At 68.8% G+C, this 23,375-nt stretch carries 20 protein-coding genes, 1 tRNA gene and 1 pseudogene; 10 read left to right on the top strand and 12 right to left on the bottom strand.

Annotation, left to right across the window (positions count from 1 at the left end; translation table 11 throughout):
- Window positions 1-186: 186 nt before the first annotated feature.
- Both RSP_RS01030 and RSP_RS01025 read right to left on the bottom strand, forming a co-directional pair.
- Window positions 187-480: pseudogene (locus tag RSP_RS01030) on the bottom strand (IS5/IS1182 family transposase); the annotation flags it as partial.
- Between the two features lie 120 nt (window positions 481-600).
- Entirely contained in the window at window positions 601-807 is a 207-nt protein-coding gene (locus tag RSP_RS01025; RefSeq protein WP_017140043.1) for a transposase, read from the bottom strand.
- Window positions 808-1,402: 595 nt separating this feature from the next.
- Here RSP_RS01025 and RSP_RS01020 point away from each other — a divergent pair.
- Together RSP_RS01020 and RSP_RS01015 are read left to right on the top strand one after the other, a co-directional pair.
- Window positions 1,403-1,492, top strand: a tRNA-Ser gene (locus RSP_RS01020).
- A 218-nt stretch (window positions 1,493-1,710) separates the two neighbouring features.
- A complete protein-coding gene (locus tag RSP_RS01015; RefSeq protein ID WP_080588225.1) occupies window positions 1,711-2,160 on the top strand; it encodes a BRO-N domain-containing protein in 450 nt (149 codons plus the stop codon).
- 272 nt (window positions 2,161-2,432) lie between these two features.
- Here RSP_RS01015 and RSP_RS01005 read toward each other — a convergent pair whose 3' ends face one another.
- The 8 genes from RSP_RS01005 to RSP_RS00970 all read right to left on the bottom strand — a co-directional run bounded on the left by RSP_RS01005 (window position 2,433) and on the right by RSP_RS00970 (window position 12,953).
- Complete coding sequence (locus RSP_RS01005; protein ID WP_011336883.1) at window positions 2,433-2,801, bottom strand: DUF1850 domain-containing protein; 369 nt, start codon at window positions 2,799-2,801, stop codon at window positions 2,433-2,435.
- Complete coding sequence (locus RSP_RS01000) at window positions 2,798-4,915, bottom strand: TRAP transporter permease (protein WP_011336882.1); 2,118 nt, start codon at window positions 4,913-4,915, stop codon at window positions 2,798-2,800. The genes RSP_RS01005 and RSP_RS01000 overlap by 4 nt, the downstream gene beginning before the upstream one ends.
- Window positions 4,916-5,018: 103 nt before the next feature.
- Window positions 5,019-5,972, bottom strand: a complete 954-nt coding sequence (locus tag RSP_RS00995; RefSeq protein ID WP_011336881.1) for a TAXI family TRAP transporter solute-binding subunit — start codon at window positions 5,970-5,972, stop codon at window positions 5,019-5,021.
- 210 nt (window positions 5,973-6,182) lie between these two features.
- Entirely contained in the window at window positions 6,183-7,502 is a 1,320-nt protein-coding gene (locus tag RSP_RS00990; protein WP_011336880.1) for a sigma-54-dependent transcriptional regulator, read from the bottom strand.
- The gene (locus tag RSP_RS00985; RefSeq protein WP_011336879.1) at window positions 7,499-9,292 is read right to left on the bottom strand and encodes an ATP-binding protein; all 1,794 of its coding nucleotides are present in this window, start codon (window positions 9,290-9,292) and stop codon (window positions 7,499-7,501) included. The genes RSP_RS00990 and RSP_RS00985 overlap by 4 nt, the downstream gene beginning before the upstream one ends.
- Window positions 9,293-9,368: 76 nt before the next feature.
- Window positions 9,369-10,871 carry a UxaA family hydrolase gene (locus RSP_RS00980; protein WP_011336878.1) on the bottom strand — a complete coding sequence of 501 codons (1,503 nt, stop codon included), beginning with the start codon at window positions 10,869-10,871 and terminating at the stop codon, window positions 9,369-9,371.
- Window positions 10,868-11,968 carry a mannitol dehydrogenase family protein gene (locus tag RSP_RS00975; RefSeq protein WP_011336877.1) on the bottom strand — a complete coding sequence of 367 codons (1,101 nt, stop codon included), beginning with the start codon at window positions 11,966-11,968 and terminating at the stop codon, window positions 10,868-10,870. Before RSP_RS00975 ends, RSP_RS00980 begins: the two co-directional genes overlap by 4 nt.
- Window positions 11,961-12,953, bottom strand: coding sequence for a zinc-binding alcohol dehydrogenase family protein (locus tag RSP_RS00970; protein WP_011336876.1), 993 nt, complete (start codon window positions 12,951-12,953; stop codon window positions 11,961-11,963). The genes RSP_RS00975 and RSP_RS00970 overlap by 8 nt, the downstream gene beginning before the upstream one ends.
- A gap of 131 nt (window positions 12,954-13,084) precedes the next feature.
- On the opposite strand from RSP_RS00970, the gene RSP_RS00965 reads away from it, so the two are divergent.
- The 6 genes from RSP_RS00965 (at window position 13,085) to RSP_RS00940 (ending at window position 18,453) form a co-directional block, all read left to right on the top strand.
- The gene (locus tag RSP_RS00965) at window positions 13,085-13,987 is read left to right on the top strand and encodes a GntR family transcriptional regulator (protein ID WP_011336875.1); all 903 of its coding nucleotides are present in this window, start codon (window positions 13,085-13,087) and stop codon (window positions 13,985-13,987) included.
- Window positions 13,988-14,099: 112 nt separating this feature from the next.
- On the top strand, window positions 14,100-14,801 hold the full coding sequence (locus RSP_RS00960; protein WP_002722382.1) for a FadR/GntR family transcriptional regulator: 702 nt from the start codon (window positions 14,100-14,102) through the stop codon (window positions 14,799-14,801).
- 23 nt (window positions 14,802-14,824) lie between these two features.
- Window positions 14,825-15,799, top strand: a complete 975-nt coding sequence (locus tag RSP_RS00955) for a C4-dicarboxylate TRAP transporter substrate-binding protein (RefSeq protein ID WP_011336874.1) — start codon at window positions 14,825-14,827, stop codon at window positions 15,797-15,799.
- Between the two features lie 69 nt (window positions 15,800-15,868).
- Window positions 15,869-16,354: a TRAP transporter small permease gene (locus RSP_RS00950; protein ID WP_011336873.1), complete on the top strand. Its 486-nt coding sequence runs from the start codon at window positions 15,869-15,871 to the stop codon at window positions 16,352-16,354.
- Between the two features lie 24 nt (window positions 16,355-16,378).
- On the top strand, window positions 16,379-17,650 hold the full coding sequence (locus RSP_RS00945) for a TRAP transporter large permease (RefSeq protein ID WP_011336872.1): 1,272 nt from the start codon (window positions 16,379-16,381) through the stop codon (window positions 17,648-17,650).
- 173 nt (window positions 17,651-17,823) lie between these two features.
- Window positions 17,824-18,453, top strand: a complete 630-nt coding sequence (locus RSP_RS00940; RefSeq protein ID WP_011336871.1) for a class I SAM-dependent DNA methyltransferase — start codon at window positions 17,824-17,826, stop codon at window positions 18,451-18,453.
- A gap of 3 nt (window positions 18,454-18,456) precedes the next feature.
- Here the strand turns inward: RSP_RS00940 and RSP_RS00935 are convergent, their stop codons facing one another.
- Window positions 18,457-19,389 (bottom strand): DMT family transporter, encoded by a 933-nt coding sequence (locus tag RSP_RS00935; protein WP_011336870.1) that lies wholly within the window; start codon window positions 19,387-19,389, stop codon window positions 18,457-18,459.
- Between the two features lie 98 nt (window positions 19,390-19,487).
- Between RSP_RS00935 and RSP_RS00930 the strand changes: the two genes are divergently transcribed.
- Both RSP_RS00930 and RSP_RS00925 read left to right on the top strand, forming a co-directional pair.
- Window positions 19,488-21,137 carry an acyl--CoA ligase family protein gene (locus RSP_RS00930; protein ID WP_011336869.1) on the top strand — a complete coding sequence of 550 codons (1,650 nt, stop codon included), beginning with the start codon at window positions 19,488-19,490 and terminating at the stop codon, window positions 21,135-21,137.
- Window positions 21,138-21,217: 80 nt separating this feature from the next.
- Window positions 21,218-22,237, top strand: coding sequence for a hypothetical protein (locus tag RSP_RS00925; RefSeq protein ID WP_011336868.1), 1,020 nt, complete (start codon window positions 21,218-21,220; stop codon window positions 22,235-22,237).
- 147 nt (window positions 22,238-22,384) lie between these two features.
- Here RSP_RS00925 and RSP_RS00920 read toward each other — a convergent pair whose 3' ends face one another.
- Entirely contained in the window at window positions 22,385-23,332 is a 948-nt protein-coding gene (locus RSP_RS00920; protein ID WP_011336867.1) for an SPOR domain-containing protein, read from the bottom strand.
- Window positions 23,333-23,375 lie beyond the last annotated feature (43 nt).

Raw genomic sequence — 23,375 nt, 5'->3', positions numbered from 1 at the left:
CCCCTTAAGTCATTGATCTCCCACAGGGCTAGAGGAGACCCATTTACCGAAATTTCTCCGCAAAATCAGCGGTTGCAGAGGTCCTGCCGGGGTCACCACACGGATCAATCACTTATGTTGATCAATCACATACGTTAAAATTCAAGGACTTCTTAGGGCTTACTTCGTTCAGCCTGAACAACGCGATCAAGCCGCGGCAAGACCGTGACCTTGGGTTCGCTGCTTCCGGAGCACCGCCAGGACGATAGAGATGACGGCTCCAAGAAGCCTCCGTTGATGAGCGAGGATCTTGCGGATGTTGTGGCCGCAGCCGCAGAGGACGGCGAAAAGCGCATCGCCGAGTGCACCTTTCAGAAAGCAGCGCACGAGCCGTCCGTCGGTCTTCATGTGGCCGATCTCGGGCTCGATGCTGCTGCGCCGCCGGAGCGCCTTCGCCAGCGCCGGGGTCAGCCCGCGGCGAGTGCCGCTGATCAGGGTCTGTCCGAGGTGCCTGCCGCGAGGAACACGCGCATGCCATTCCTAGGCCCGATCATGCGCCTTCCAGCAAACGGATCAGTTGCGCGAGGCGGCCGGCGACAGACCCTCGATCCCGCGCAGGCGTCAGCCGTTCACGAGCACGACCTCGACCGGTATGGTCGCCGCGGGAACCGACGGGACGCAGTTCTCGGATGTCGTCTCGACCGGCAGGAACCCGGTCTCCTCCGTCAGGCTTTCGCCCCGCCGCCGGAACTCGGCCCGCCACTGGTAGATGTGCTGCCGGGTCAGGTCATGACGACGGGCGACATCTGCAACCCACGCCCCATTCACACCAACCTCCGCCAGGATCGACCGCTTCTCCGCATCCGACCAGCGACGTCACCGCTTGATGCCCGCCAGACTCTCTTGCCGCATAACACCATCCGCCACAGACGATGTCAGTCACGACAGCTGGCCAGACGAAGAACCAAAGCCTCAGAAGGCGGCCACAACCGGGTGCTTCCCATCGGTCCGGTGCTCGGCGAGCGTCGGGCATAGGTCCGCCCGGTTATGGCCGAGCTTGAGTAACCGAGAAACTTGGCGATCTTTGCATCGGGATGCCTGCTGCGTTCATTGTGAACGGCTTCTGTATGCCCCAGCACAAGGGAGGTGGCATGGGTCAGGCCGGCATGCTGAACGGCAGTCACGAAGCCAATGCGGATCGAGCGCACCTGACGCCCAGCTTATTCCACGACGACATCTGAGAGGGTGCCCGCCTTGTCGGTCAGAAGAGCCGCGGGCTGCGACCGTCAAAACGCGCTCTGGCAACTGCTGATTCTGCGCTGATGCACCTCCAGATCCAGACGAGGCGAGCCGACGCGCCTGCGGTCCCAGGCTCTCAACAAGACGCTTGTTTTCCGTAACCTTGCCCCCTATACGGGTCGGCGGAGACGTGGCCGAGTGGTCGAAGGCACACCCCTGCTAAGGGTGCAGGCGGGAAACCGTCTCGAGGGTTCGAATCCCTTCGTCTCCGCCACTCCCTCCTACAGACCGATTTTTCCTATGTTTCCGAGGGTTAGGGGATAGGGTCTGATTGCCTCGGACCAATGCTTCAGACCATTGTTGCCGCCGTCACGCCCGCCCACCGCCCCCCCGAAGGCCCTCCCGGCTCCCGCCGCGGTGCAGCCCGCAGCCGCCACCGAGAAGCCCTAGACGGCCACCTTACACTTCGGCTCCCACGCGCTCCGTGTGGTGATGCTCGAGGGGAACCCGTGGTTCATCCTGCGGGATGTTCTGATCGCCCTCGGCTACAACCTCGGCCCCCGCACCCAAACGCCCAACGTTTCGGTTGCGGCCCGCAAGTTGGCCTCCGATGAAGCTCAGTTGTATCGGATACAAGTGAAGGTTGTCTCCCGTTCTGGCGCGCGGGAAGTCATGCTCATCAGCGAAAGCGGCCTCAACAAGCTGGTCATGCGCCCGGACAAACCTGAGGCGAAGAAGTTTCAAGATTGGGTCACCCGCGAGGTTCTCCCGAGCATCCGCAAGACGGGCACCTACACGATGCCGGGGGGCGTTGGTCCGATCGAGGGAGATACCTCTGTTTTAACCAGATTGAACGAAGACCCGCCGCCTGATGACCTTCAGTTGAATCGGAAACAACTGAAGGTCACCCCCCGCTGGGCCCCTTCAGGAGCGCCTTGTTGACCACCTCCAGCCACGCCTCCGCTCAATCCCTCGCTGTTCGACTTCAAGGACCATCCGGTGCGGGTGGTCGAGATCGAGGGCAACCCGTGGTTCGCCGCGGCCGATGTGTGCAAGGCCCTGGACCTGGGCAAACCGCGAGCGATCGCGTCGGATCGACCCATCGGGCGCCATCGGTTCGAGTGCGATGGCGAGGGGCGCCGGGTTCACCTCGAAGACGATCATCGCCCGGGCCGGGGCCATGCGGATCAGGCGGCCCCGCGAGGGCGCCCGGTTCAGCCGCAGTCCGCCGACTGCCAGAGGCGGATCCCCTCGATCGCCGCGGCGCCCAGATCGTGGCACCGGCCGGCGGCGCAGAGCCGCCAGCCGCCGCCCGTCATGCCCGAGGCCGCGAGCCGCACCTCGCGCTGGGGCGGCAGGCGCGGCACATAGTGCCAGCCGTCGGCCTCGCGCCAGGCATCGGGCGGAAGCTCCATCCCTGCCCCCGATCCTTGAATCCGGGCCTCGACCGGGCGCAGGCCTGCCTCGGTCACCTCCCAGCGTTCCCACCACTCCACATGCTCGACCGAATGCGTCCAGCTCAGCGTGAAGCTCGAGGCGGCGAGGGACAGCACCGCCGCCCCCGCCGCGACGCAGAGGCTCATGCGGCCCGCGCCGCGCGCCGCACGCGCAGCCAGTGCAGGAGCAGCGTCGCCACCGCGAGGGCGAAGCCCACCTCGTCCGTCGCCGGAAGGGCAAGGACCAGCGACACGCCGGCCGCCAGCGCAAGCGCCCGCTCGAGCATCGTCGCCCGCCCGAAGAGCTGCCCCACGACCGCCACGCCCCATAGGCCGATGGCCAGCACCGCCTTGAGGAAGATATAGACCACCTCGACCGGGTAGCCCCAGGTCTCGGCGATGGCGCCTCCGTCCTGCAGCATGAGCGACGGCGTGTAGACCGCCATGAAGGGGATCACGAAGCCCGCGGCCGCCAGACGCACCGCCTGCAGCGAGATCTTCAGCCCCGGCGCCTTGGCGATGGGACCGGCCGCGAAACAGGCCAGCGCCACCGGCGGGGTGAGGTCCGCCATGATGCCGAAGTAGAAGACGAACATGTGGCTCACGAGAAGCGGCACGCCGAGATCGAGAAGCGCCGGCCCCGCGAGCGAGGAGGTGATGATATAGTTCGGGATGGTCGGGATCCCCATGCCGAGGACGAGGCAGGTGATCATGGTGAGGACCAGCGACAGGAACAGGTTGTCCCGCCCGATGGCGATGATCGCGCCGATGAAGGTCGAGGCGATGCCCGTCAGCGTCAGCGTACCGATGACGATGCCCACGATGGCGCAGGCGATGCCCACCGGCAGCGCGTTGCGCGCACCCTGCGCCAGAGCATCGCGGAGGATGCCGATGGTCGGGCGCGCGCCCTTGAAGAGGGCGCAGGCCAGCACGAGAAGGCCGATCACCAGCACGAGGAAGTTGACGCCGAGCTTCAGGAAGGCGGCGGAGGCGAGACCCAGCGCAACCCAGAAGACGAGCCGGAAGGCCATGGGCCCGATCATGGCAGCAAGCGGCGTGCCGAGGATCAGCACGGCCACCAGCGCGAGGCCCATCGTGCCGGCGAAGATCGGCGTGTAGCCCGCGAAGAGCAGATAGACGAGCGCCGCCAGAGGCAGGATCAGCGGCCACTGGTCGCGCACCGCATGCCACGGGTTCGGCAGCTCCGACCGCGGCAGGCCGCGCAGACCGTCGCGCCCGGCCTGAAGCCAGACCATCCAGAACACCACGCCGAAATAGAGCACGGCCGGCAGGATCGCGGCCTGCACGACGGCGGCATAGGGCACGTTCAGCGTCTCGGCCATGATGAAGGCCACGGCCCCCATCACCGGCGGCATGATCTGCCCGCCCATCGAGGCCGTGGCCTCGACCCCGCCCGCGAAAGCGGGCTTGAAGCCGAAGCGCTTCATCATCGGGATGGTGAACTGGCCCGAGGCCACCACATTGGCCACGCCCGAGCCCGAGATCGTCCCCATCAGCGCCGAGGAAAGCACCGCCACCTGTGCAGGCCCGCCGCGCACGCCGCCCACGAGGCCGAGCGCGAAATCGTTGAAGAGGTTCAGCATCCCCGCCCGTTCGAGGAAGGCCGCGAAGACCACGAAGATGAAGATATAGGCCGAGCTCACATAGATCGGCGTGCCGTAGATCCCCTCGGTGCCGAAGGCGAAATGCTCGACGATCTGCTCGAAATCGTAGCCGCGGTGGATGAAGGGCGGCGGCATGTGCTGGCCGAGAAAGCAGTAGGCGAGGAAGAGGCCCGCGATGATGGCGAGCGGCCATCCCATCAGCCGGCGGCTGGCCTCGAACACCAGCACCACGAGCACGGTGCCCACCACGAGATCGGCATGGGTGAGAAAGCCCGTGCGCCGGATCAGCTCCTCGTAGAGCACCCAGTTGTAGATCCCGGTGCCGAAGCCGATCAGCCCGAGCCCCCAGAAGATTGCCCGCGTGACCGCGGTCCTGGCGAGGAGGTTGCCCACGAGGCCGAAGCCGAGAAGCAGCAGGAAGCCCACATGCATCGCCCGCACGACCTGGCTCGGCAGGGTGCCGTAGCCCGCGGTCCAGAGCTGGAAGAGCGAGAAGGCGACGGCGATCCAGAAGGCCACCTTGCCCATGATGCCGGGGCCGAAGCCGGGCGGCAGGCCCTCGGTGACTTCCTCGTGGACATCGGGGGCATGAACGGCGGAAGAGGCCGGCCCGGGGGCGGCAGAGGGTGCGGACATGGCTGTCTCCGAAAGGACGGGGCCGCGACGGCGAGGCCCGAGCCTCGAACCGGAGCGACGGGAAAGGGCCCGGGCGATGCCGCCCGGGCCGCGGCAGATGCCGTTACTGGATCAGACCGATCTCGCGGTAGTATTTCTCCGCGCCCGGATGCAGCGGGATCGGCAGCGCCTCGATGGCCGTCTCGGGCTTGATGTTGCCCGCCGCCGCATGGGCCGACTTCAGCCGGTCGAGGTTCTCGAACATCAGCTTCGTCATCTGATAGGCGGTTTCCTCGCTCACATCCTCATGCGTCACGAGAAGGTTCCCCACCGCCGCCGTGGGCACGTCCGTGTCCTGCCCGGAATAGGTGCCGGCCGGGATCACCGCGGGCTGATAGGGCGCGCCGATCTTCTCGACCACCTCGGCCGGAATGCTCACGAGGTTGATGTCGTGGGTCGAGGAGAGGTCCTTGATGAAGGCCACGCCCAGACCCGAGGATTGCAGCGTCGCCTGCAGCTGCCGGTTCTTGATGAGCTCGGCCGATTCCGCATAGGGCAGGTATTCGACCTTGGCGAGATCCTCGTAGCTCATGCCCGCCGCACCGAAGATGGCGCGGGCATTGAGCTCGGTGCCCGAGGCGGGCGCGCCGACCGAGAGCGTCTTGCCCTTCAGATCCTCGAGCGTCGTGACACCCGAGGCGGCGTCGGCCACGATCTGGATATAGTTCGGATAGATGGCCGCGATGGCGCGCAGGTTCTTCAGCGGGCGCGGGAAGCCCGCCTCCTCGTTGCCTTCCCAGGCGAGCGTCACCGAATCGCCCAGGGCGAAGGCAAGTTCGCCCTTGCGCTGCGCGAGCAGGTTCAGGTTCTCGACCGAGGCCTTCGTCGCCTGCACCTGGGTGCGCGCGCCTTCGATGTTCTCGGCATAGATTTCGGACAGGCCCACGCCCAGCGGATAGTAGACGCCCGAGGTGCCCCCGGTCAGGACGTTGATGAATTCCTGCGCGGCGGCTACTTGCGGCTGAAGGCTCAGCACGGCAGCGGCCGCGGCCGCGGACAGGGTTGTGCGGCGGAACATGCGATTTCCTCCCTTGCATGATCGTTGCCTAGAGAGTGAGCAACCCACGCATCGCAGGCAAATGCGTGTGGCATTTTGCGCATGAGGGTCGGGGGCGGGCATTTTCCTATTGTTCGGCAGATGGTTGTTGACCGTTTTCCCCACCCTCCGTGCGCGTCGCCTGGCGAGCAGCCGCCAGAACGGCTGCGAGTCTGGCAGAAATCCGCTCGATCAGCTGGCCCGCAGCCTGTAGCGCGCGATCTTCTCGTTCAGGGTCCGGCGCGGGAGTCCCAGCCGGTCGGCGGCCAGCGCCGACGAGCCGCCGCACTCTTCCAGCGCCTCGGCGATGAGGCCCGCCTCGATCCGCGCCATCCGCTCGGGCAGCGGCAGGATGTCGGGCTCCGCGGCGATCGGAGGCTGGCGCATCCCCAGCACGGCCCGTTCCGCGGCGGCCTTCAGCTCGCCCACATTTCCGGGCCAGCTCTCGCCGCGCAGCGCCCGCAGATCGGCCTCGCGCAGCGCGGGCACGGAGCGGCCGAAGCGCGCCGCGGCCTCTTCGGCAAAGCGCAGGAAAAGGAGCGGGATATCCTCGGACCGCTCGCGCAGCGGCGGCAGGTCGAGCGTGACGGGCGAGAGGCGGTAATAGAGATCTGCCCGGAACCGGCCCGCCGCCACCTCGGCCAGCAGATCGACCCGCGTCGCCGCCATGATCCGCAGATCCACCGGGCGCAGCGCGTTCGACCCGAGCCGCTCCACCCCGCGCTCCTGCATGGCCCGCAGCAGGCGCGACTGCAGCGAGAGCGGCATGGCCTCGATCTCGTTGAAGAAGACCGTCCCCCCGCTCGCATGTTCGAGCTTGCCGATCCGCGCCGCGGCGGTTCCGGCCAGATAGCCGCGCTCGTGCCCGAAGAGCTCGGCCTCGAACTGCGCCTCCGGCAGGCCCGCGCAATGGATCGCCACGAAGGGCCGCCGCGCCCGGCGCGAGAAATCGTGGAAGGTGCGGGCAAGCTCCTCCTTGCCCGAACCGGTCTCGCCCCGGATCAGCAGATCCACCGCCACGTCCGACAGGTCCTGCACCATCCGGCGCAACGCGGCGATGGCGGGAGAGGCGCCCACCAGGCGACCCTCGATCCGGGCCGAGGCCAGATCCGAGCGGCGCGACGTCCGCGCCTCGCGCCGCACCCGGCGCAGTTCGACCGCCCGGTCGAGCACCTCGACCAGATGCTCGGCACCGTAGGGCTTTTCCAGAAAGTCGTGCGCGCCCATCCGCATCGCTTCCACCGCCACCGGCACGTCGCCATGGCCCGAGAGCAGGATCACCGGCAGGTCCGGGTCGGCCGCGCGCAGCCGCGCCAGCACCTCCTGCCCGTCGAGGGCGGGCATCCTGAGATCGGTCACGACGCAGTCGCAGCGCGCAGGTTCGATCCGGCCGAGCGCCAGCGCCGCGTCGGTGAAGGTCTCGACCTCGAAGCCCGAGGCCTCGAGCCAGTCGGCCGCCGCGGCGCACAGCTGGGGTTCGTCGTCGATGAAGGCGATGGAGCCGCGGGTCATGCGCGTCTGCGTAGCGCCTCGCGGCCCGGCTCGTAAAGCGCGAGATCGACCTGCGTCAGCGTTCCGCCGCCCGGCCGCTCGGCAAAGCTCAGAGACCCCGCCATCTGCTCGAGCATGGTGCGCACGATGGAAAGGCCGAGCCCGAGCCCTGTGGTCCGCGTGGTGAAGAACGGCTCGAGGATCTTCTCACGCAGCGCCTCGGGGATGCCCGGCCCGCGGTCGGCGATGGTCAGCCGCAGCCCCTCCGCAAGAGGTTCGAGCCGCACCTCGACCGGATCCCTGCCGCCGCCCGAGGCCGTGGCCTCGGCCGCGTTGAGGATGAGGTTGGTCGCCACCTGCTCGAGCCGGACGGCGTGGCCGCGCACCGGCGGCAGCACCTCGGCGGGCGGCAGGTCCAGCGCCACGCCGAGTTCGCGCAGCCGCGGCGCCAGTACCTCGGCCGCGGCCGCCAGCACCGTGCCCATGTCGACGGGCTCGGGCGGATCGAGCCGCTGACGCGAGCCGAAGCTCTTCAGCGCCTTCACCATCTTCTGCATCCGCAGAAGCAGGTCGCGCCCCGAGCGGACCGAGCGCAGCGCCCGCTCCGGGTTCTCGCGGCCGAGATGCAGCTCGGCTGCGGCGAGCGTCGCCTCGAGCGCCGAGAGCGGCTGGCTCACCTCATGCACGATGGTCGAGGACATCCGCCCCAGCACCGCGAGCTTGGCCGCATGGACGAGATGCTCGTGGGTCTCGCGGAGCTCGTGCTCGGCCCGCCGCCGCTCCTCGATCTCGTGGGCCAGCGCCTCGGTGCGCTCGGCCACCGCCCGTTCGAGGAGCGCGTGCTGGTTCAGCCGCTCGCGCAGAAGCTGGCGCCGCTCGTGCAGGGCCAGAAGGCCCGCCGAGGCGAGCAGCCCCGCCAGCGCCACGATCAGCGCCGAGAGCCGCGCCGTGGCGAGGGCGGGGGCCGTCGGCAGCCCCACCAGCAAACGCCAGTCGTCGGGCGCGATGGCCGCATCGGCCACCCGCAGGGCAAGCCCCGCATCGGTCGCCATCTCCGGCCCGAGCGGCTGCGCCTCGTCCACGGCAAGTCCGGCATAGCGGCGCTCGGCGCGCAGAAGCGCGCGGCTCTGCGGATCGAGCGGCGCGAGCGGCCGGTAGAGCCAGCCCTGCGGACCGGCCAGAAAGACCACGCCCAGAGGATCGGCCAGCGCCACCGCCTCGCCCGCGCGGACCCAGGTCGACTGCAGCCCGGCCAGATCCACCTTCGCCACGGCGACCCCCAGCGGCCGGTCGGCAGGCCCGAGCCGCGAGGCGAGGAAATAGCCGGGCTTGCCGGTCGTCACGCCCACCGCGTAATAGCGCGCCTCGCCCTCGGCCAGCGCGCGGTGGAAATAGGGGCGAAAGCCGTAGTTCTGGCCCAGAAAGCTGCCGGGCTCGTTCCAGTTGCTGGCCGCGCGGGTGGTGCCGGACGGGTCGATCACATAGATCTCGTCCACCCCCGACAGATCCCGCACGCGGCGCAGATAGCCATTGGCAGCCTCCGCCGAAGCCTCTCCCTCCAGAAGCCCCGTCACCCGCGCATCCTGCCCGACGAGGCCCGGCAGATAGCGGAACCGCTCGATTTCGGAGACGACGGCATGGCGCGCGACGGTCAGCCGATCCTGAAGCTCGGTATCGAGCCCCGCGAGGCTCGCGTAGCGCACCCCCTGATAGGTCGCGAGCGACAGGGCGAGCGTGGCGGCAAGCAGCAGGATCCCGGCCAGACGGCTGCCGGGGCTGCGACGGACGGGATGGGATGCGGGATGAGCCAAGGCGATCCTCCTCGCCCATCTTGCCGGCAGCCGGCCCGCCGGGGCAAGCGGCTTCCGCCTGCCCCGGCGCGGGGTCTCAGAGCGTGGCGCCGATCTTCCACGGCACGAACTCGTTGTCGCCGTAGCCGAATTCCTCGGACTTCGACTTCTTGCCCGAGGCCGTGTCGAGCAGCAGGTCGTAGATCCGTTGGCCCATCTCTTCGAGGCTCACGCCCTCCTCGATCACCACGCCGCAGTCGATGTCCATATCCTCGGGCATCCGGCGGGCGAGATCGCTGTTCGAGGCGAGCTTGATCGAGGGGGCGGGCTTGGCGCCGAAGCAGGAGCCGCGCCCCGTGGTGAAGGCGATGAGGTTCGCGCCCGAGGCCACCTGCCCCGTCGCCGCCACCGGATCGTAGCCCGGGCTGTCCATATAGACGAAGCCGGGGATGCGGATCGGCTCGGCATAGGCGAAGGCGCCGGACAGCGGCGAGAGCCCGCCCTTGGCCACCGCACCGAGGCTCTTCTCGAGGATCGTGGTCAGACCGCCGCGCTTGTTACCGGGCGACGGGTTGTTATCCAGCGAGGCGCCGTTCTTCGCGGCATAGTCGCGCCACCAGTCGATCATGCCCTCGATCTTGCGCCCCGTTTCAGCATCGGCGCGGGCGATCAGCAGATGCTCGGCCCCGTAGATCTCGGGCGTCTCGGACAGGATCGAGGTGCCCCCCGCGGCCACCAGCATGTCCGAGGCCACGCCGAGCGCGGGGTTCGCGGTGATGCCCGAAAAGCCGTCCGAGCCGCCGCACTGCATCCCCAGCACCAGCTTCGAGACCGGCTGCGCGCTGCGCCGGTCTTCGTTGGCCGCCGCGCAGATCGGCTCCAGCAACTCCAGCGCGCGGCGCACGGCCGAGGCCGAACCGCCCACATCCTGAATGTTGAAAATGCCGATGCGCTCTTCCGTCCAGTCGGTGCGCTTGTAGAGCGTGAGCTGGTTGACCTCGCAGCCCAGTCCCACGATCAGCACGCCGCCGAAGTTCGGATGGTCGCGGTAGCCCTTGAGGACGCGCACGAGCGCATCGAACCCCTCGCCCGCGCTGGCCATGCCGCAGCCCTGATCGTGGACGATGGGCGCGAAACCGTCGATCCCCGGAAAGCGCGGCAGAAGCGTGCGGTTTGCGGCGTCGGCGATGGCGTTGCAGACGGTGGAGGAGCAGTTCACCGAGGCCATGATCCCGATGTAGTTCCGCGTCCCCACCCGCCCGTCGGGCCGCAGATAGCCCTCGAACGTCTGCCGCTCGGGCGCGGCATGAAGGGTGCCCTTGGCGTCGGACCGGTCCGAGTGGCTGTCGGACATGGCGCAGTTGTGGCTGTGGACATGGTCTCCCGGCGCAATGTCCGCCGTGGCCACGCCCATCACCTGCCCGTATTTCACCACCGCCGCGCCCGCGGGCATCGCCGTCACCGCGAACTTGTGACCGAGCGGCACGTCGGCGGCGAGCGTCACGCCCAGCGCCTCTTCGCCCGCCGAGAGCGCGCGGAGCGCGATGCCCACCGTGTCGGCGGGGCTCAGATGCATGAAGGCGGGGCGGCTGGCGGTCATTCGCGGGCTCTCTTCAGGATGGCGTGCAGCTCGGGCATGTCGGGACCGGAGCGGCCCACCCAGTCGAGGAAGGCGCCGATGCGCCGCTCGGCCTTCTGGGGATGGTTCTGGGCGATGTCGGCGATCCGGTGATCGAGGAACGGGTTGCGGAACCGGTCGAGCGTCACCTCGAGATAGGCCCGCGCCTCGTCCCCCCGCCCCTTGTGGGCAAAGCCCGGCAGGACCTCGGTCTCGTAAAGCTCGAGCAGCGCGCGGCCCTCGGGCCCGTCCATCAGTTCGCGCACCAGCGCATCGGGCGCGCCGCCGCGGCGCTTCCAGAAATCCACGAGCGAGGTATGCCCGAGGTTCAGCACATGCAGCTTCAGCCGCTCGATCTCCTCGAGATCGTCGACGAGCTGCACCGCGGGATGGGCGCAGGGCGCGGCAATCCCCGGCGCGCGCTCGATGGCCCAGAGCGCATAGGGCTCGGCCACCGCACCCGCAGGCTCCAGCGGCTCGGACACGATCCGGTCCACGAGGCTGTTGGCGAAGGGCAGGCCCGCGATCCAGTCCATCAGCGCAGCCGGCGCCCGGTTGCCGGTGCCGATGGCCAGAAGCCGGTCGCGCAGGACACGGCCGTTCTCGGGCACGAGCTCCATCGGCATGATGGTCAGCGGGCGCGCGCCCGCCGCGAAGCGCGCGGCGAGCAGATGGAAGAGTTTCGCGGGGAAGCTCATCTCCTGCGAGAAGTCCGCGTCGAAATCGGCCGGGCGCGGCTGGTAGCCCGCATCGCCCGTGTTCGAGATCACGAGCTCGACCTCGGAGCAGAAGATCGCTGTCAGCGCGTTCCAGTCGGTCGCGGTCGAGAGGGTGCGCTTCACGGACGTGACGCGGGTCTCGGTCTCGGAGGCGACGCCGTCCGTCAGGCCGCGGATCACGACCGGGAAACCTTCGGGCGCGGCCAGCGCCCCCAGACGGGCCGCACGGGCCGGATCGCCCGAGCTCTGCACCACGGTCACGGCGCGCGGCTCGGCTGCCTCCGAGAAGAACAGGTCGGCATGGGCCTGCAGGAAGCGCGAGGTGCCGAACTGGAGAACGGGGGTGCGGATGTCAGACACGGATGATCGCCTTGATGAGGGTGCCCCGGTCCTCGGCCCAGAGCGGCAGGTTGGTGACGGCGTCCTCGAAGCTCGTGGCATGGGTCGCCAGCGCCTCGACCGGCACGCGGCCGTTGCGGATCTGCGCGATCACATGCTCGAAATCCTTCTTCAGCGCGTTGCGGCTGGCAAAGAGCGTGGCCTCGCGCTTGTGGAACTCGGGATCGGCAAAGGACAGATCGCCCTTGACCACCGACAGGAGCACATAGGCGCCGCCGTGGCCGACATATTGCAGGCCCGCGTTCATCGCCCGGATGTTGCCGGTCGCGTCGAAGACGGTGTCATAGACCTCGGCCGCCTCTTCGCCCACAAGCTCGATCCGGGCCTCAAGCAGCACCTTCTGCGCCAGAGCAAGCCGCGAGGCGGAGGTGTCGCGCAGCGTGACCGCGGCCCCCTCGATCGCCGCGAAGAGGGCTGCACCGATACCGATCGGCCCCGCCCCCACGACGAGGGCCGCGCTGCCCGCGCGCACGCCGCCGCGGCGCACGCCATGAGCACCGATGGCGAGGAACTCGACCATCGCCGCCGACTGCTCGGTCAGCCCCTCGGCGCCGTAGACATTGCCCTCGGGCACCACGATCTCCTCGCACATGCCCCCGTCCGTATGGACGCCGAGGACGGCGATGTTCTCGCAGCAGTTGGGCTTGCCCGCCCGGCAGGCACGGCAGGTGCCGCAGGTGAGATAGGGATTGATGACGACGAGATCGCCCTCGGCGATGCGCCCGTCGGCCGAGGCTTCCATCGCGCGGCCCGACAGCTCGTGGCCCATGATGCGCGGATAGGCGAGAAAGGGCTGATGGCCGCCGTAGATGTGATAATCGGTGCCGCAGATCCCCACCTGCAGGATCCTGATCCGGATGTGGCCCGGCTTGGCTTCGGGGCGGGGGCGATCCTGCTGCTCGAACCGGCCGGGTTCGACGCAGACGAGGGCTTTCATCAGGCTCATGGGACACTTTCGCATGGAAGGGAGGCGGTCAGACGACGCGGCGGCTTGTCCGCTGCGGGTGTTTTTTATTTAATAAGAACCGTTCGCGTCAAATCAATTCCTGCGGACGGCCCGAGGGCGAAGGGGAAGGCATGGCGCGCGACAGGAACCTGTTCAAGATGCTGGTGAATCGGCTGCTCGACCGGCTGGCCCGGCTGCCGGTCGGGGCGGAACTGGGCTCCGAGGGCGAGCTTGCGGCCGAGCTTCAGGCGAGTCGGACGACGGTGCGGGCGGTGCTGACCCATCTGGCTGAAGCGGGCCTCCTGTCCTGGGAGGGACGGCGCAAGGTGGTGCTGCGCGCGCCCTCCCCGTCGGATCGGTTCGATGAAGGCGAGACCCGCCCGCGGCAGGAGCTGGTCGAGGAGCCTTTCCTTGCCTGGGTGCTGCAGGGCGACCTGCCGCCCGGCACGCTCCTCCACGAATCCGATCTCGCGCGGCGGCTCGGGGTGCCGGTCGCCACGGTGCGCGAGTTCCTGATCCGGTTCGAGCCCTTCGGCCTGATCGAGAAGCAGCCGAACCGGCACTGGGTGCTGAAGGGCTTCACCCGCGCCTTCGCCGAGGAGATGTTCGCCGTCCGCGAGATGTTCGAGCGCCATGCGCTGCGCGGCCTTCTGGCTGCCACCGCGCCCGGCGGGCCGCTGCGGGCCGACCTCGAATCGCTCCGGGCCGAGCACGAGGCCCTGTCCGCCGGTCCCGAGGAGGAGCTGACGGCTTTTCCCGCGCTCGACGCCCGCTTCCATCGGCTGCTCTGCCGCGCCGCGCACAACCGCTTCATCCTCGACTTCAGCCGGACGATCTCGATCATCGTCCATTTTCACTATCGCTGGAACAAGCGCGACGAGCTGCGCCGCAACCGTGCGGCCCTGAACGAACATCTGGCGATCGTCGAGGCGGTGCTGGCCGGCGACGCGCCCCGCGCCGCGGCAGCGCTCGACGCCCATCTGGCCACCGCCTACCGCACGCTGATGACCTCTGTGACCTGGGCAGACGCCTGAGAGACCCAGCGTCATTCCGAGAAAATCGGGTTGACAGCACCGCCCCTCCTGCTCCATCGAATGCGCCGACTTTGGTCCAACCATAGGACCAAGCGCCATCGGAGGGGAGGCCATGGCAGGACAATCGGCCGTCGAGGACATCCGGGAGACCCTGCGCCGCGAGATCGTGGAGCGGATGGAGGTGGGCGATCTCCTGCCCAACGAGCGCGAGCTGGCCGAGCGGTTCGGCGTAGCGCGCAACACGGTGCGCGAGACCATGATCCATCTCGAGGCCTTCGGCCTGATCGAGAAGACCCGCCGCGGCGCCCGCGTCCGCCAGCCCGACTTCGACCCGATCTTCTCGGTCTTCGCCCAGCATTTCGATCATTCCGGCAAGACGCTGGGCGACGTGCTGAACTTCCGCCGCATCGTCGAGACCGGCGCCGCGCCGCTCGCGGTGCAGGGCGCCACGCCCGAGACGCTGACGCGCATGGCCGAGGCCAACGAGCGCATGGTGCGCTCGCTCACCGTCTCGGCCTCGGCCGCGAGCGACTACGATTTCCACATGGCCATGATCGAGGCCACCGGCAACACCGTGCTGATCCGCATGTATCGCGTGCTCTCGGTGCCGCTGAAATTCTACCTCGAGGTGGGCAAATCCCGCTCGCTCGAGACCGAGGAATCGAATGCGCAGCACATGCGCATCATCGAGGCCCTGAAGGTGCGCGACGCAGCCGAACTGACGGCCGCGCTCAACGCCCATTTCGACCATTCCGGCGCCGTTCTCGCCTCCGCCTCGGCGCGGCTGGCGGCTCAGGCGGCTCCGGCCAGCTGATCCACACCACGGGAGGAGACCCCATGAAGCTGAAATCCCTTGCCCTCGCCGCGCTGCTCGGCGCCGCCGCCGTCCTGCCGGCCGCCGCTCAGGACGTGGTGGTGCGCGTCGCCTACGAGAACAACCCGGGCGAACCCACCGACCTCGTGATGAACCGCTGGGCCGAGCTCGTGAAGGAAGCCTCGGACGGCAACGTGGCCCTCGAGCTCTATCCCTCGTCGCAGCTCGGCGCGAAGCAGGATGTGATCGAGCAGGGCCTGCTCGGCGTCAACGTCATCACCATCGCCGACGTGGGCTTCCTGACCGACTACGACCCGGACCTCGGCATCCTCTTCGCCCCCTACCTGACCGACAGCCCCGAGCAGCTCTTCAAGATCTACGAGAGCGACTGGTTCAAGGAGAAGGAAGCCGCGCTGCGCGAGAAGGGCGTGCATATCGTCATCTCGAACTACCTCTACGGCACCCGTCAGCTTCTGGCCAAGAAGAAGGTCGAGAAGCCCGAGGATCTGGCCGGCATGAAAATCCGCGTGCCCAACAACATCATGCAGATCAAGGCGTTCGAGCTGATGGGCGCCACGCCCACCCCGATGCCGCTGGGGGATGTCTACCCGGCGCTGACCCAGGGCGTGATCGACGGTGTCGAGAACCCGCTGCCCGTCCTCTACGGCGGCAAGTTCCAAGAGCAGGCGAAGGAGCTGTCGATGATCGGCTACCTGACCAACACCTCGCTCTGGCTCGGCGGCGAGGCCTATTTCTCGACCCTCGATCCCGAAGTGGTGACCATGCTGCACGAGACCGGCTATCAGGCGGGCCTCTACAGCCAGGAGCTCGCGGCGCAGGAAGAGGCCAAGATGCTCGAGGCCATGAAGGAAGCGGGCGTCACCGTGACCGAGCCCGACGTCGAGGCCTTCCGCGAGAAGACCAAGGCCTTCTACACCATGTTCCCGGAGTGGTCCGAGGGACTTTACGAGCAGATCCAGGCGGCTCTCGCCGAGTGATGCTCGCGGCCGGCCGCGCGTCCTCCCCGCGCGGCCGGTCTGCTATTCCCCTCCGACCGGAGTTTCCCCATGCGTCTGATCTTTCTGGCCGCCTCCGCGTTCGGAGCCCTGAGCGTGGCCATCCTCGTGGTGATGACCGCCGCCGCGGTGGTCGCGCGCTACATCCTGGGCATGCCCATCGCCTGGACCGAGGAGGTCTCGGGCCTCCTGATGATCTGGATCGTGATGGTCGGCGCCATCGCCTGCGAGGCGAACCGCCAGCATCTGACCATCGACCTGATCGAAGGCGTGCTCTCGCCGCGGCTGAACCGGGCGCTCTCGGCCGTCGTGGGTCTCGCCTCGATCGGGCTTCTGATCTTCATGTCCTGGCAGGCCTGGGCGCTCGGTCAGACCACCGCCTTCAAGAAGACGCAGATCCTCGGGGTCTCGTGGTTCTGGCTCGATCTGGCCGTGGTCGTGGGGGCTGCGGGCACCGCGGTCGTGATGGCCTGGCGGCTGATCCGGCCCGATGCCGAAGCCCGTTCTGACGCCGCCGCCGACCGCCTCGAGCACTGACGCCCCTCTGTCCCGGATACGGAAATGACCTGGTTCATCGTCATCGCGCTGATGTTCGCGCTCTTTGCACTGAACATGCGCATCTATCTCGCCATGTTCGCGGCAGTGGTCGCCTATTTCGTCTTCTTCTCGACGGTGCCGCTGCCCATCGCGGTGCAGCGCATCATCTCGCCCACGCAGAACACCTCTCTGCTGGCCATTCCCTTCTTCGTGCTGCTGGGCACGCTGCTCGGCACCACGGGGATCGCCGGGCGCCTGCTGAAGCTCGCCGACCTGATGGTCGGGCGGCTCACCGGCGGGCTCGGGCATACCAATGTCATGCTGTCCACGCTGATGGGCGGGATCTCGGCCTCGAACCTCGCCGATGCGGCGATGATGTGCCGGATCCTCGTGCCCGAGATGCGCCGTCAGGGCTACAGCGCCGGGGCCGCCGCCGCCATCACCGCCTGCGGCTCGCTCATCACGCCGATCATCCCGCCGGGGATCGCGCTCATCATCTATGCGCTGGTGGCCGACGTCTCCATCGGCGCGATGTTCACCGCGGGCATCCTGCCCGGCCTCATGTGCGCGGCCCTGCTGCTCTTCGCCGTCTGGCTCAATGCCCGCAGCCGGGGCCTCAAGCCCTCGCGCGACAGCTGGCCCACCGCGCAGGAGACGCGCCAGACGATCGTCGGCGCCTGGCCTGCGCTCTTTCTCGTGCTGGTGATCGTGGGCGGTATCCGCCTGTCGATCTTCACCCCCACGGAAGCGGGCGCCGTGGCCACCCTCGTGACCCTCGCCATCGGCCTGTTCCTCTACCGCGAGATGAAGCTCGCCGATGTGGGCGCGGCCTTCGCCGAGACGGCGCGGCAGACGTCGGCGGTGCTCCTCGTCATCATGACCTCCTCGGCCCTCGCCTGGATCTTCTCGATGGAGCGCGCGGGCATCACGATGGCCGAGCTCATCACCAATCTCACCACCAACCCCTGGCTCTTCCTGCTGGCCGTGAACCTGATGCTCCTCGTGCTCGGCATGTTCATCGAGGGCACGGCGCTGATGATCATCCTCGTGCCGCTCCTGAAGCCCGTGGTCCAGCAGCTCGGCATCGACCCGGTGCATTTCGGGATCGTGCTGATCCTGAACCTTTCGATCGGCACGCTGACACCGCCGGTGGGAACGGTTCTCCTTCTGGTCACGAACCTCACGGGCGCGAAGCTCGCGGAGTTTCTGCGCGACGGCTGGCCGTTCCTGCTCGCGCTTGTGGTGGCGCTCCTCCTTGTGACCTTCGTGCCGGCCATCTCGCTGGCGCTGGTCTGACCCGCCCGGGCCCGGCCGCCCCGCGCGGCCGGGCCCGCCCCGGAGCGGCCGGATCCTGCCGGCTCCTCCGAAAGCGGCTGCCATGCCGCAGCCCCTTCCCTTTCGCCCAAGTTTCTCACGGCCGAGCCTGCCGCTATCATTGCCCCGTTCGGTGGCGGTGTGAGGGAGCGGGAATGGCGCAGCATCACGGGCATCTGGGAGCGGTCTATGACGCGGCCGGACCGCAGGAGGTGGCGGCCCTCTACGACCGCTGGGCCGAGACCTACGAAAGCGAGATGGCCCGCGCGGGCTACCGCCATCCGGCCATCGGCGTGGCGCTTCTGGCCCGCCACCTGCCGCGCGGCGCCCGGCCGCTGCTCGACGCGGGCGCGGGAACCGGGCTGCTCGGCGAATGGCTGGAGATCGTGGGCTATCCCGAGGTCGAGGCGCTCGACATCTCGGCCGGCATGCTCGAGGTCGCGCGCGCGAAGGGGATCTATGCGCGCTGCCACAACCTGCCCCTCGGCGCGGCCCTGCCCTTCCGCGACGGCGCCTTCGCCGGCATCATCTCGACCGGCGTCTTCACCACGGGCCATGTCGGCGCCGAAGCGCTGCCGGAGCTGCTCCGGATCTGCCGCCCGGGCGGCGTGATCGTTCTCACGGTGAAGGAGTCGCTCTGGCAGGGCGGCTTTGCGGTCAGCCTCGAGGCCGCCGTGGCCAGCGGGCGCGCGGGGCTGGCCGAGATGACCGAGCCCTATGTCTCGATGCCCGGCGAGCCCGGCACCACGCCGAGCCGGGCGGTGGCGCTGCGCGTGACGCCCTGACCCTCAGGCGGGCGTCGCCGTGGCGGCGGGCGGGCGGGAGCCCACGGCAATGGCGATGCCCGCGAGCGCAATCAGCGCCATTCCGGCGGCGGCGACGGGCGACAGCCGCTCGTCCCACAGAAGCCAGCCCCAGATCGCCGAGGCGGGCAGGATGACATATTCGAAGACCGACACCCGGCTCGCCGTCGCCGCCTGATAGGCGCGGATCATCATGCCCACCGCAAAGAGCGAGCCCGCGGCCTGAACGAAGGTCCAGAACCAGAAGTCCTGAGAAGGAACGACGAAGCCCCTCATCACGAAGCCGTCCGGACCCTCCGGCACCGGCAGCGACACGAGCGCGAGGACGGCCAGCCCGGCCGCTCCCAGCACACCCAGCGCCACGAAGAAGCCGCCCAGCAGCGTTCCCGCGCTCTCCTGCGGGCACCAGGCCCGGGTGGCGATGTTGCCCATCCCGTAGAGCAGCCCCGCCAGCACCGGCAGCCCCGCGGCAAAGCTCGCGCCCGCCATCGCCTCGGGCCCGAGCACGAGGAGGACGCCTGCAAATCCAGTCAGCACCGCCAGCACCCGCACGGGCCCGATCCGCTCGCCATAGACGAAGCGCGAAATGACGAGGACGAAGATCGGTGCGGTGAAGAGGCCCGCGGCCACCTGCGCCACCGGCAGGAAGGCCAGCGCGCCGAAGTAGATCAGCATCGCCGTGCCATGGATGGCCGAGCGCGCCGCAACGGCCCGCCAGTCCACGGGGCGCAACCGCAGCCCGAGGGCCGGAGCCACCGCGGCCAGAATCGCAAGCGCCATGACCGACCGCGTCAGATGGAACTGCCAGAGCCCCGCCTCGTCGGCGATCACCCGCACATAATTGTCCGTAAATCCGATCACCACAGCATAGAGCAGGATGAAGCCCGCAGCAGCCCGCGTCCGGTCCTGAGAAATCATCCGCCCTCTCCTCGTTCGGCCCTTCCCTAAATGCCTGTCCCACGCCATTCTGCGCGCCGGAAAACGACATATCCGGAACAACGAGGGGAGGCGTTGCAATGGGTTGGCTGGCGGACGAGCGCGGGCTGGAAAAATGCGCGGCGAATTACGCGGCGCTTACGCCCCTGTCGCACCTCAAGCGCGCCGCGGAGGTTCATACCGACCGCACCGCTCTCGTGAATGGCTCGATCCGGCTGACCTACGGCGAATATCACGCCCGCGTCAGCCGCCTCGCCTCGGCGCTGGCGGGCATGGGCATCCAGTCGGGCGACGTGGTGGCGACGCTCCTGCCCAATATCGCCGCCCATGCCGAGGCTCATTTCGGGGTGCCCGCCTGCGGCGCGATCCTGAACGCGATCAACACGCGCCTCGATCTGGATACCGTGTCCTATATCCTCGAGCATGGCGGGGCGAAGCTCCTGCTCTGCGATACGGCCTTCCTGAAGCTCGCGAAGGATGCCTGCGCCCGGCTGGAAGGAAAGGCGCCGATCCTCGTCGAGGTCTGCGACCGCGAGGCGGGCTTCTCTCCTTCGGGCGAGGTGCTGGAATATGAGGACCTCATGGACCGCGGCAACCCGTGGGCGCCCTGGGTGATGCCCGAGGACGAGTGGGAGAGCATCGCGCTCAACTATACCTCCGGCACGACGGGGCGGCCGAAGGGCGTGGTCTACCACCACCGCGGCGCCTATCTCTCGACCTACGGCAATGCCATCGCCTGGCGGATGCAGCTCTACCCGGTCTACCTGACCATCGTGCCGCTCTTTCACTGCAACGGCTGGTGTCACACCTGGATGGTGCCGATGCTGGGCGGTACCGTCGTCTGCTGCCGCGACATCACCGCGACGGCGATCTATGCGGCCATCGCCGACGAGGGCGTGACCCATTTCGGCGGCGCGCCCATCGTGCTCAATACGCTCATCAATGCAGCTCCCGAAGACCGGCGCAGCTTCGATCAGGTGGTGGAGGTCTTCACCGCGGGCGCCCCGCCCCCGGCCGCAACGCTGGCGGCCATCGAACCGCTCGGCTTCAACGTGACCCAGGTCTACGGGCTGACCGAAGTCTATGGCCCGGCCACCGAATGCATCTGGAAGCCCGAGTGGGACGAGACGGCGGGCGAGGAGCGTTCGGCGCTGAAGGCGCGCACCGGCGTCGCCATGGCGACCCTCGAAGGGGCCGAGGTGCACGACACCCACGGCCAGCCAATCCCGCGCGACACGGTCCATCTGGGCGAGATCGCGATGCGCGGCAACATGGTGATGAAGGGCTATTACAAGAACCCCGAGGCCACGGCCGAAGCCTTCCGCGACGGCTGGTTCCGCTCGGGCGACATCGCCTTCCAGCATCCCGACGGCTATATCAAGATCACCGACCGCGCAAAGGACATCATCATCTCGGGCGGCGAGAACGTCTCGTCCGTCGAGGTGGAAGGCGTGATCGCCCACCATCCGGCCGTCAGCCTCTGCGCCGTGGTGGCCAAGCCCGACGAGCGCTGGGGCGAGGTGCCCTGCGCCTTCGTCGAGCTGAAGCGCGGCCGGCAGGCCACCGAGGAGGAGATCATCGCCTTCGCGCGCGAGCGTCTGGCGGGCTTCAAGACGCCCAAGCAGGTCATCTTCTGCGAATTGCCCAAGACCTCGACCGGCAAGATCCAGAAGTTCGAACTGCGCGCCGTGGCCAAGCTCGCCGTGACGGAGACGGAAGACGCCCGTTGAGGGGCGGCGGTGATTGTGACTGGCGGTGAGGCAGGCTATCGTCGCGCGGCAGGAACTCAGGGCCGGGGCCGACCGCGCGCATGACGGCGCTGAAGAAATACCAGAAACTCGAATGCACGGGCCTGTGGCGCAGCGCACCCGACGCGCAGCGGCGCGAGGTGGTCGTGAATTTCGGCGAGGCGTCGCTCACGATGTCCGACCCGGCGACCGAGCTCGCGCTGTCGCACTGGTCGCTGCCGGCCGTCGAGCGGCTGAACCCGGGCGAGCAGCCTGCCCTCTACGCGCCGGGCGAGGATTCCGACGAGACCCTCGAGATCGAGGACGGCGACATGATCGCGGCTCTCGGCACCGTGCGAGAGGCTCTCGGCTCGACACGTCCGCGGCCGGGACGGCTGAGAGGCTCGGTTCTGGGCGGCCTCGCGGTGGTGCTGCTGTGTCTGGGCATCTTCTGGCTGCCGGGCGCCCTGGTCGACCATACGGCCGCCGTGGTGCCTCCCGCGACGCGCGCCGAAATCGGGCGGCTGGCGCTGGCGGACATGATCCGTGTCACGGGCAAGCCCTGTGCGGCGCCCCTCGGTCGACGCGCGGCAGACCGGCTCGCGCGCCGGCTCTTCGGCAACGAGCGGATGACGATCCTCGTGGTGCGCGAAGGGGTGCGGCGGCCGGTCCATCTGCCGAACCGGCAGATCATCTTCCCGCGCGCGATGGTCGAGGCGGCGGACGGGCCGGAAGTGCTTGCGGGCTATGCTCTGGCCGAGCAGCTGCGCGCGCGCCTGCAGGATCCGCTGATCCCGGTCCTCGAACATGCGGGGCTCGCCGCAACCTTCCGGCTGCTCGCCACCGGCGAGTTGCCGCAGGACTCCGTCGACGGCTATGCCGCCCAGCTTCTGCAGGGAACGCCGGCGCTGCTCACTGACGAGGCGCTTGCGACCCGGTTCGGCGAGGCGGGCGTGTCGGCCACGCCCTATGCCTTTGCCGTCGATCCGACCGGCGAGTCGATGCTGGGTCTGGTCGAGGCCGACGAGCTCGGCGGTTCGGAAGACAAACCCGTGCTGACGGACGAGGATTGGGTCAGCCTGCAGGGCATCTGCACCGACTGAGCGCCCCGCCATTCACGAAGCGCGAATGACCGGCCTTGGCCGAAGGGCTGCATCTGCCTTCCGACAGGCCGAGATCCCAAGAAAAACGCCCCTCCGCCGAGCGGAGGGGCGAGGTTTATGACTGCCCGGGTTTCGTTCGCCTTGTCTCTAGCGGAGGAATGCGTCGCGAAAGCCCGTCCCGCGCAGGCGGCGCAGCGCGGCACGGGCAGAGGCTTCTTCGGTGAAAGGTCCGGCGAGGACGATCTCGAGCGCCCCGCCCTCGGCCACCGCGGCAGGCAGGCCCAGCGCCGCAAGGCTCTGGCGCACGCTGCGCGCATTGGCGGGGTCGAGGAAGGCCCCCACCTGCACATACCGCCCGTCCTGCGCTTCGGCCCGCGGCTGGCGCGCAAGCAGCGCCATCTCGGTGGCGGGCAGTCGCGGCACGCGCGCCTCCGCGAGCCCACGGCGGGGATGGATGCAGAGCACGGTCGAGCCGCCGCCCTTGATGGAGAAGCGGCGCGGCTGCGGCACGGCGGAGGGGCAGAGGATCTCGTCCGGCATGTCGGACGCCGGCCGGATCTCGTCCGGGCCCAGCGTCAGCCGATCGAGCGCCAGCGCCTCGGCCGCATCCGCGGGCTGCACCCGGACGGCAGGAAACCTCGTCCGCTTCTTCCACGTCTTCGCCGGCCTGTCGCTCTCAGGCCGCGCGACGGCGGCGGCCACGGTGGCAATGGCCGCCTTGGCTGCGGCCTTGGCGGCCGGATCGCCCGCCGCGGGCGCCGGATCGGTCTCAGCCGTCATCGCCGGGGCGTCCGCCTGCGGAGCAGCGGTGGTCGCCTCCGCGGCGACCGCCGGGGCATCCTCGGGGCTCGCCTCGACCACGGGCGACAGGCTCGGCGGATAGCCACAGAGCGGCTTGCGGTCGCGCGTCACCCGGGGGACCCAGCTGACCGCGCCCTCCACGCCCGCCCGCAGGAAGACGCAGCCCTCGCTGTCGACATATTGCGGCGCCACGAAATCCGAAGGCGGCGTCTCGGCCGGCCCATCCTGCGCCGGAACGGCCCCCGCCCCGGCGACAAGCGCACAGATTGCAGCGGAAACAGCCCTGATCAGCATGGTCTCTCCCTCGGAAGGCCCGGCGATCTTGCCCGGCCTCCTC

It is taken from the genome of Cereibacter sphaeroides 2.4.1, assembly GCF_000012905.2.
Lineage (GTDB): Bacteria > Pseudomonadota > Alphaproteobacteria > Rhodobacterales > Rhodobacteraceae > Cereibacter_A > Cereibacter_A sphaeroides.
This window is presented reverse-complemented; position numbering and strand designations above follow the sequence as displayed.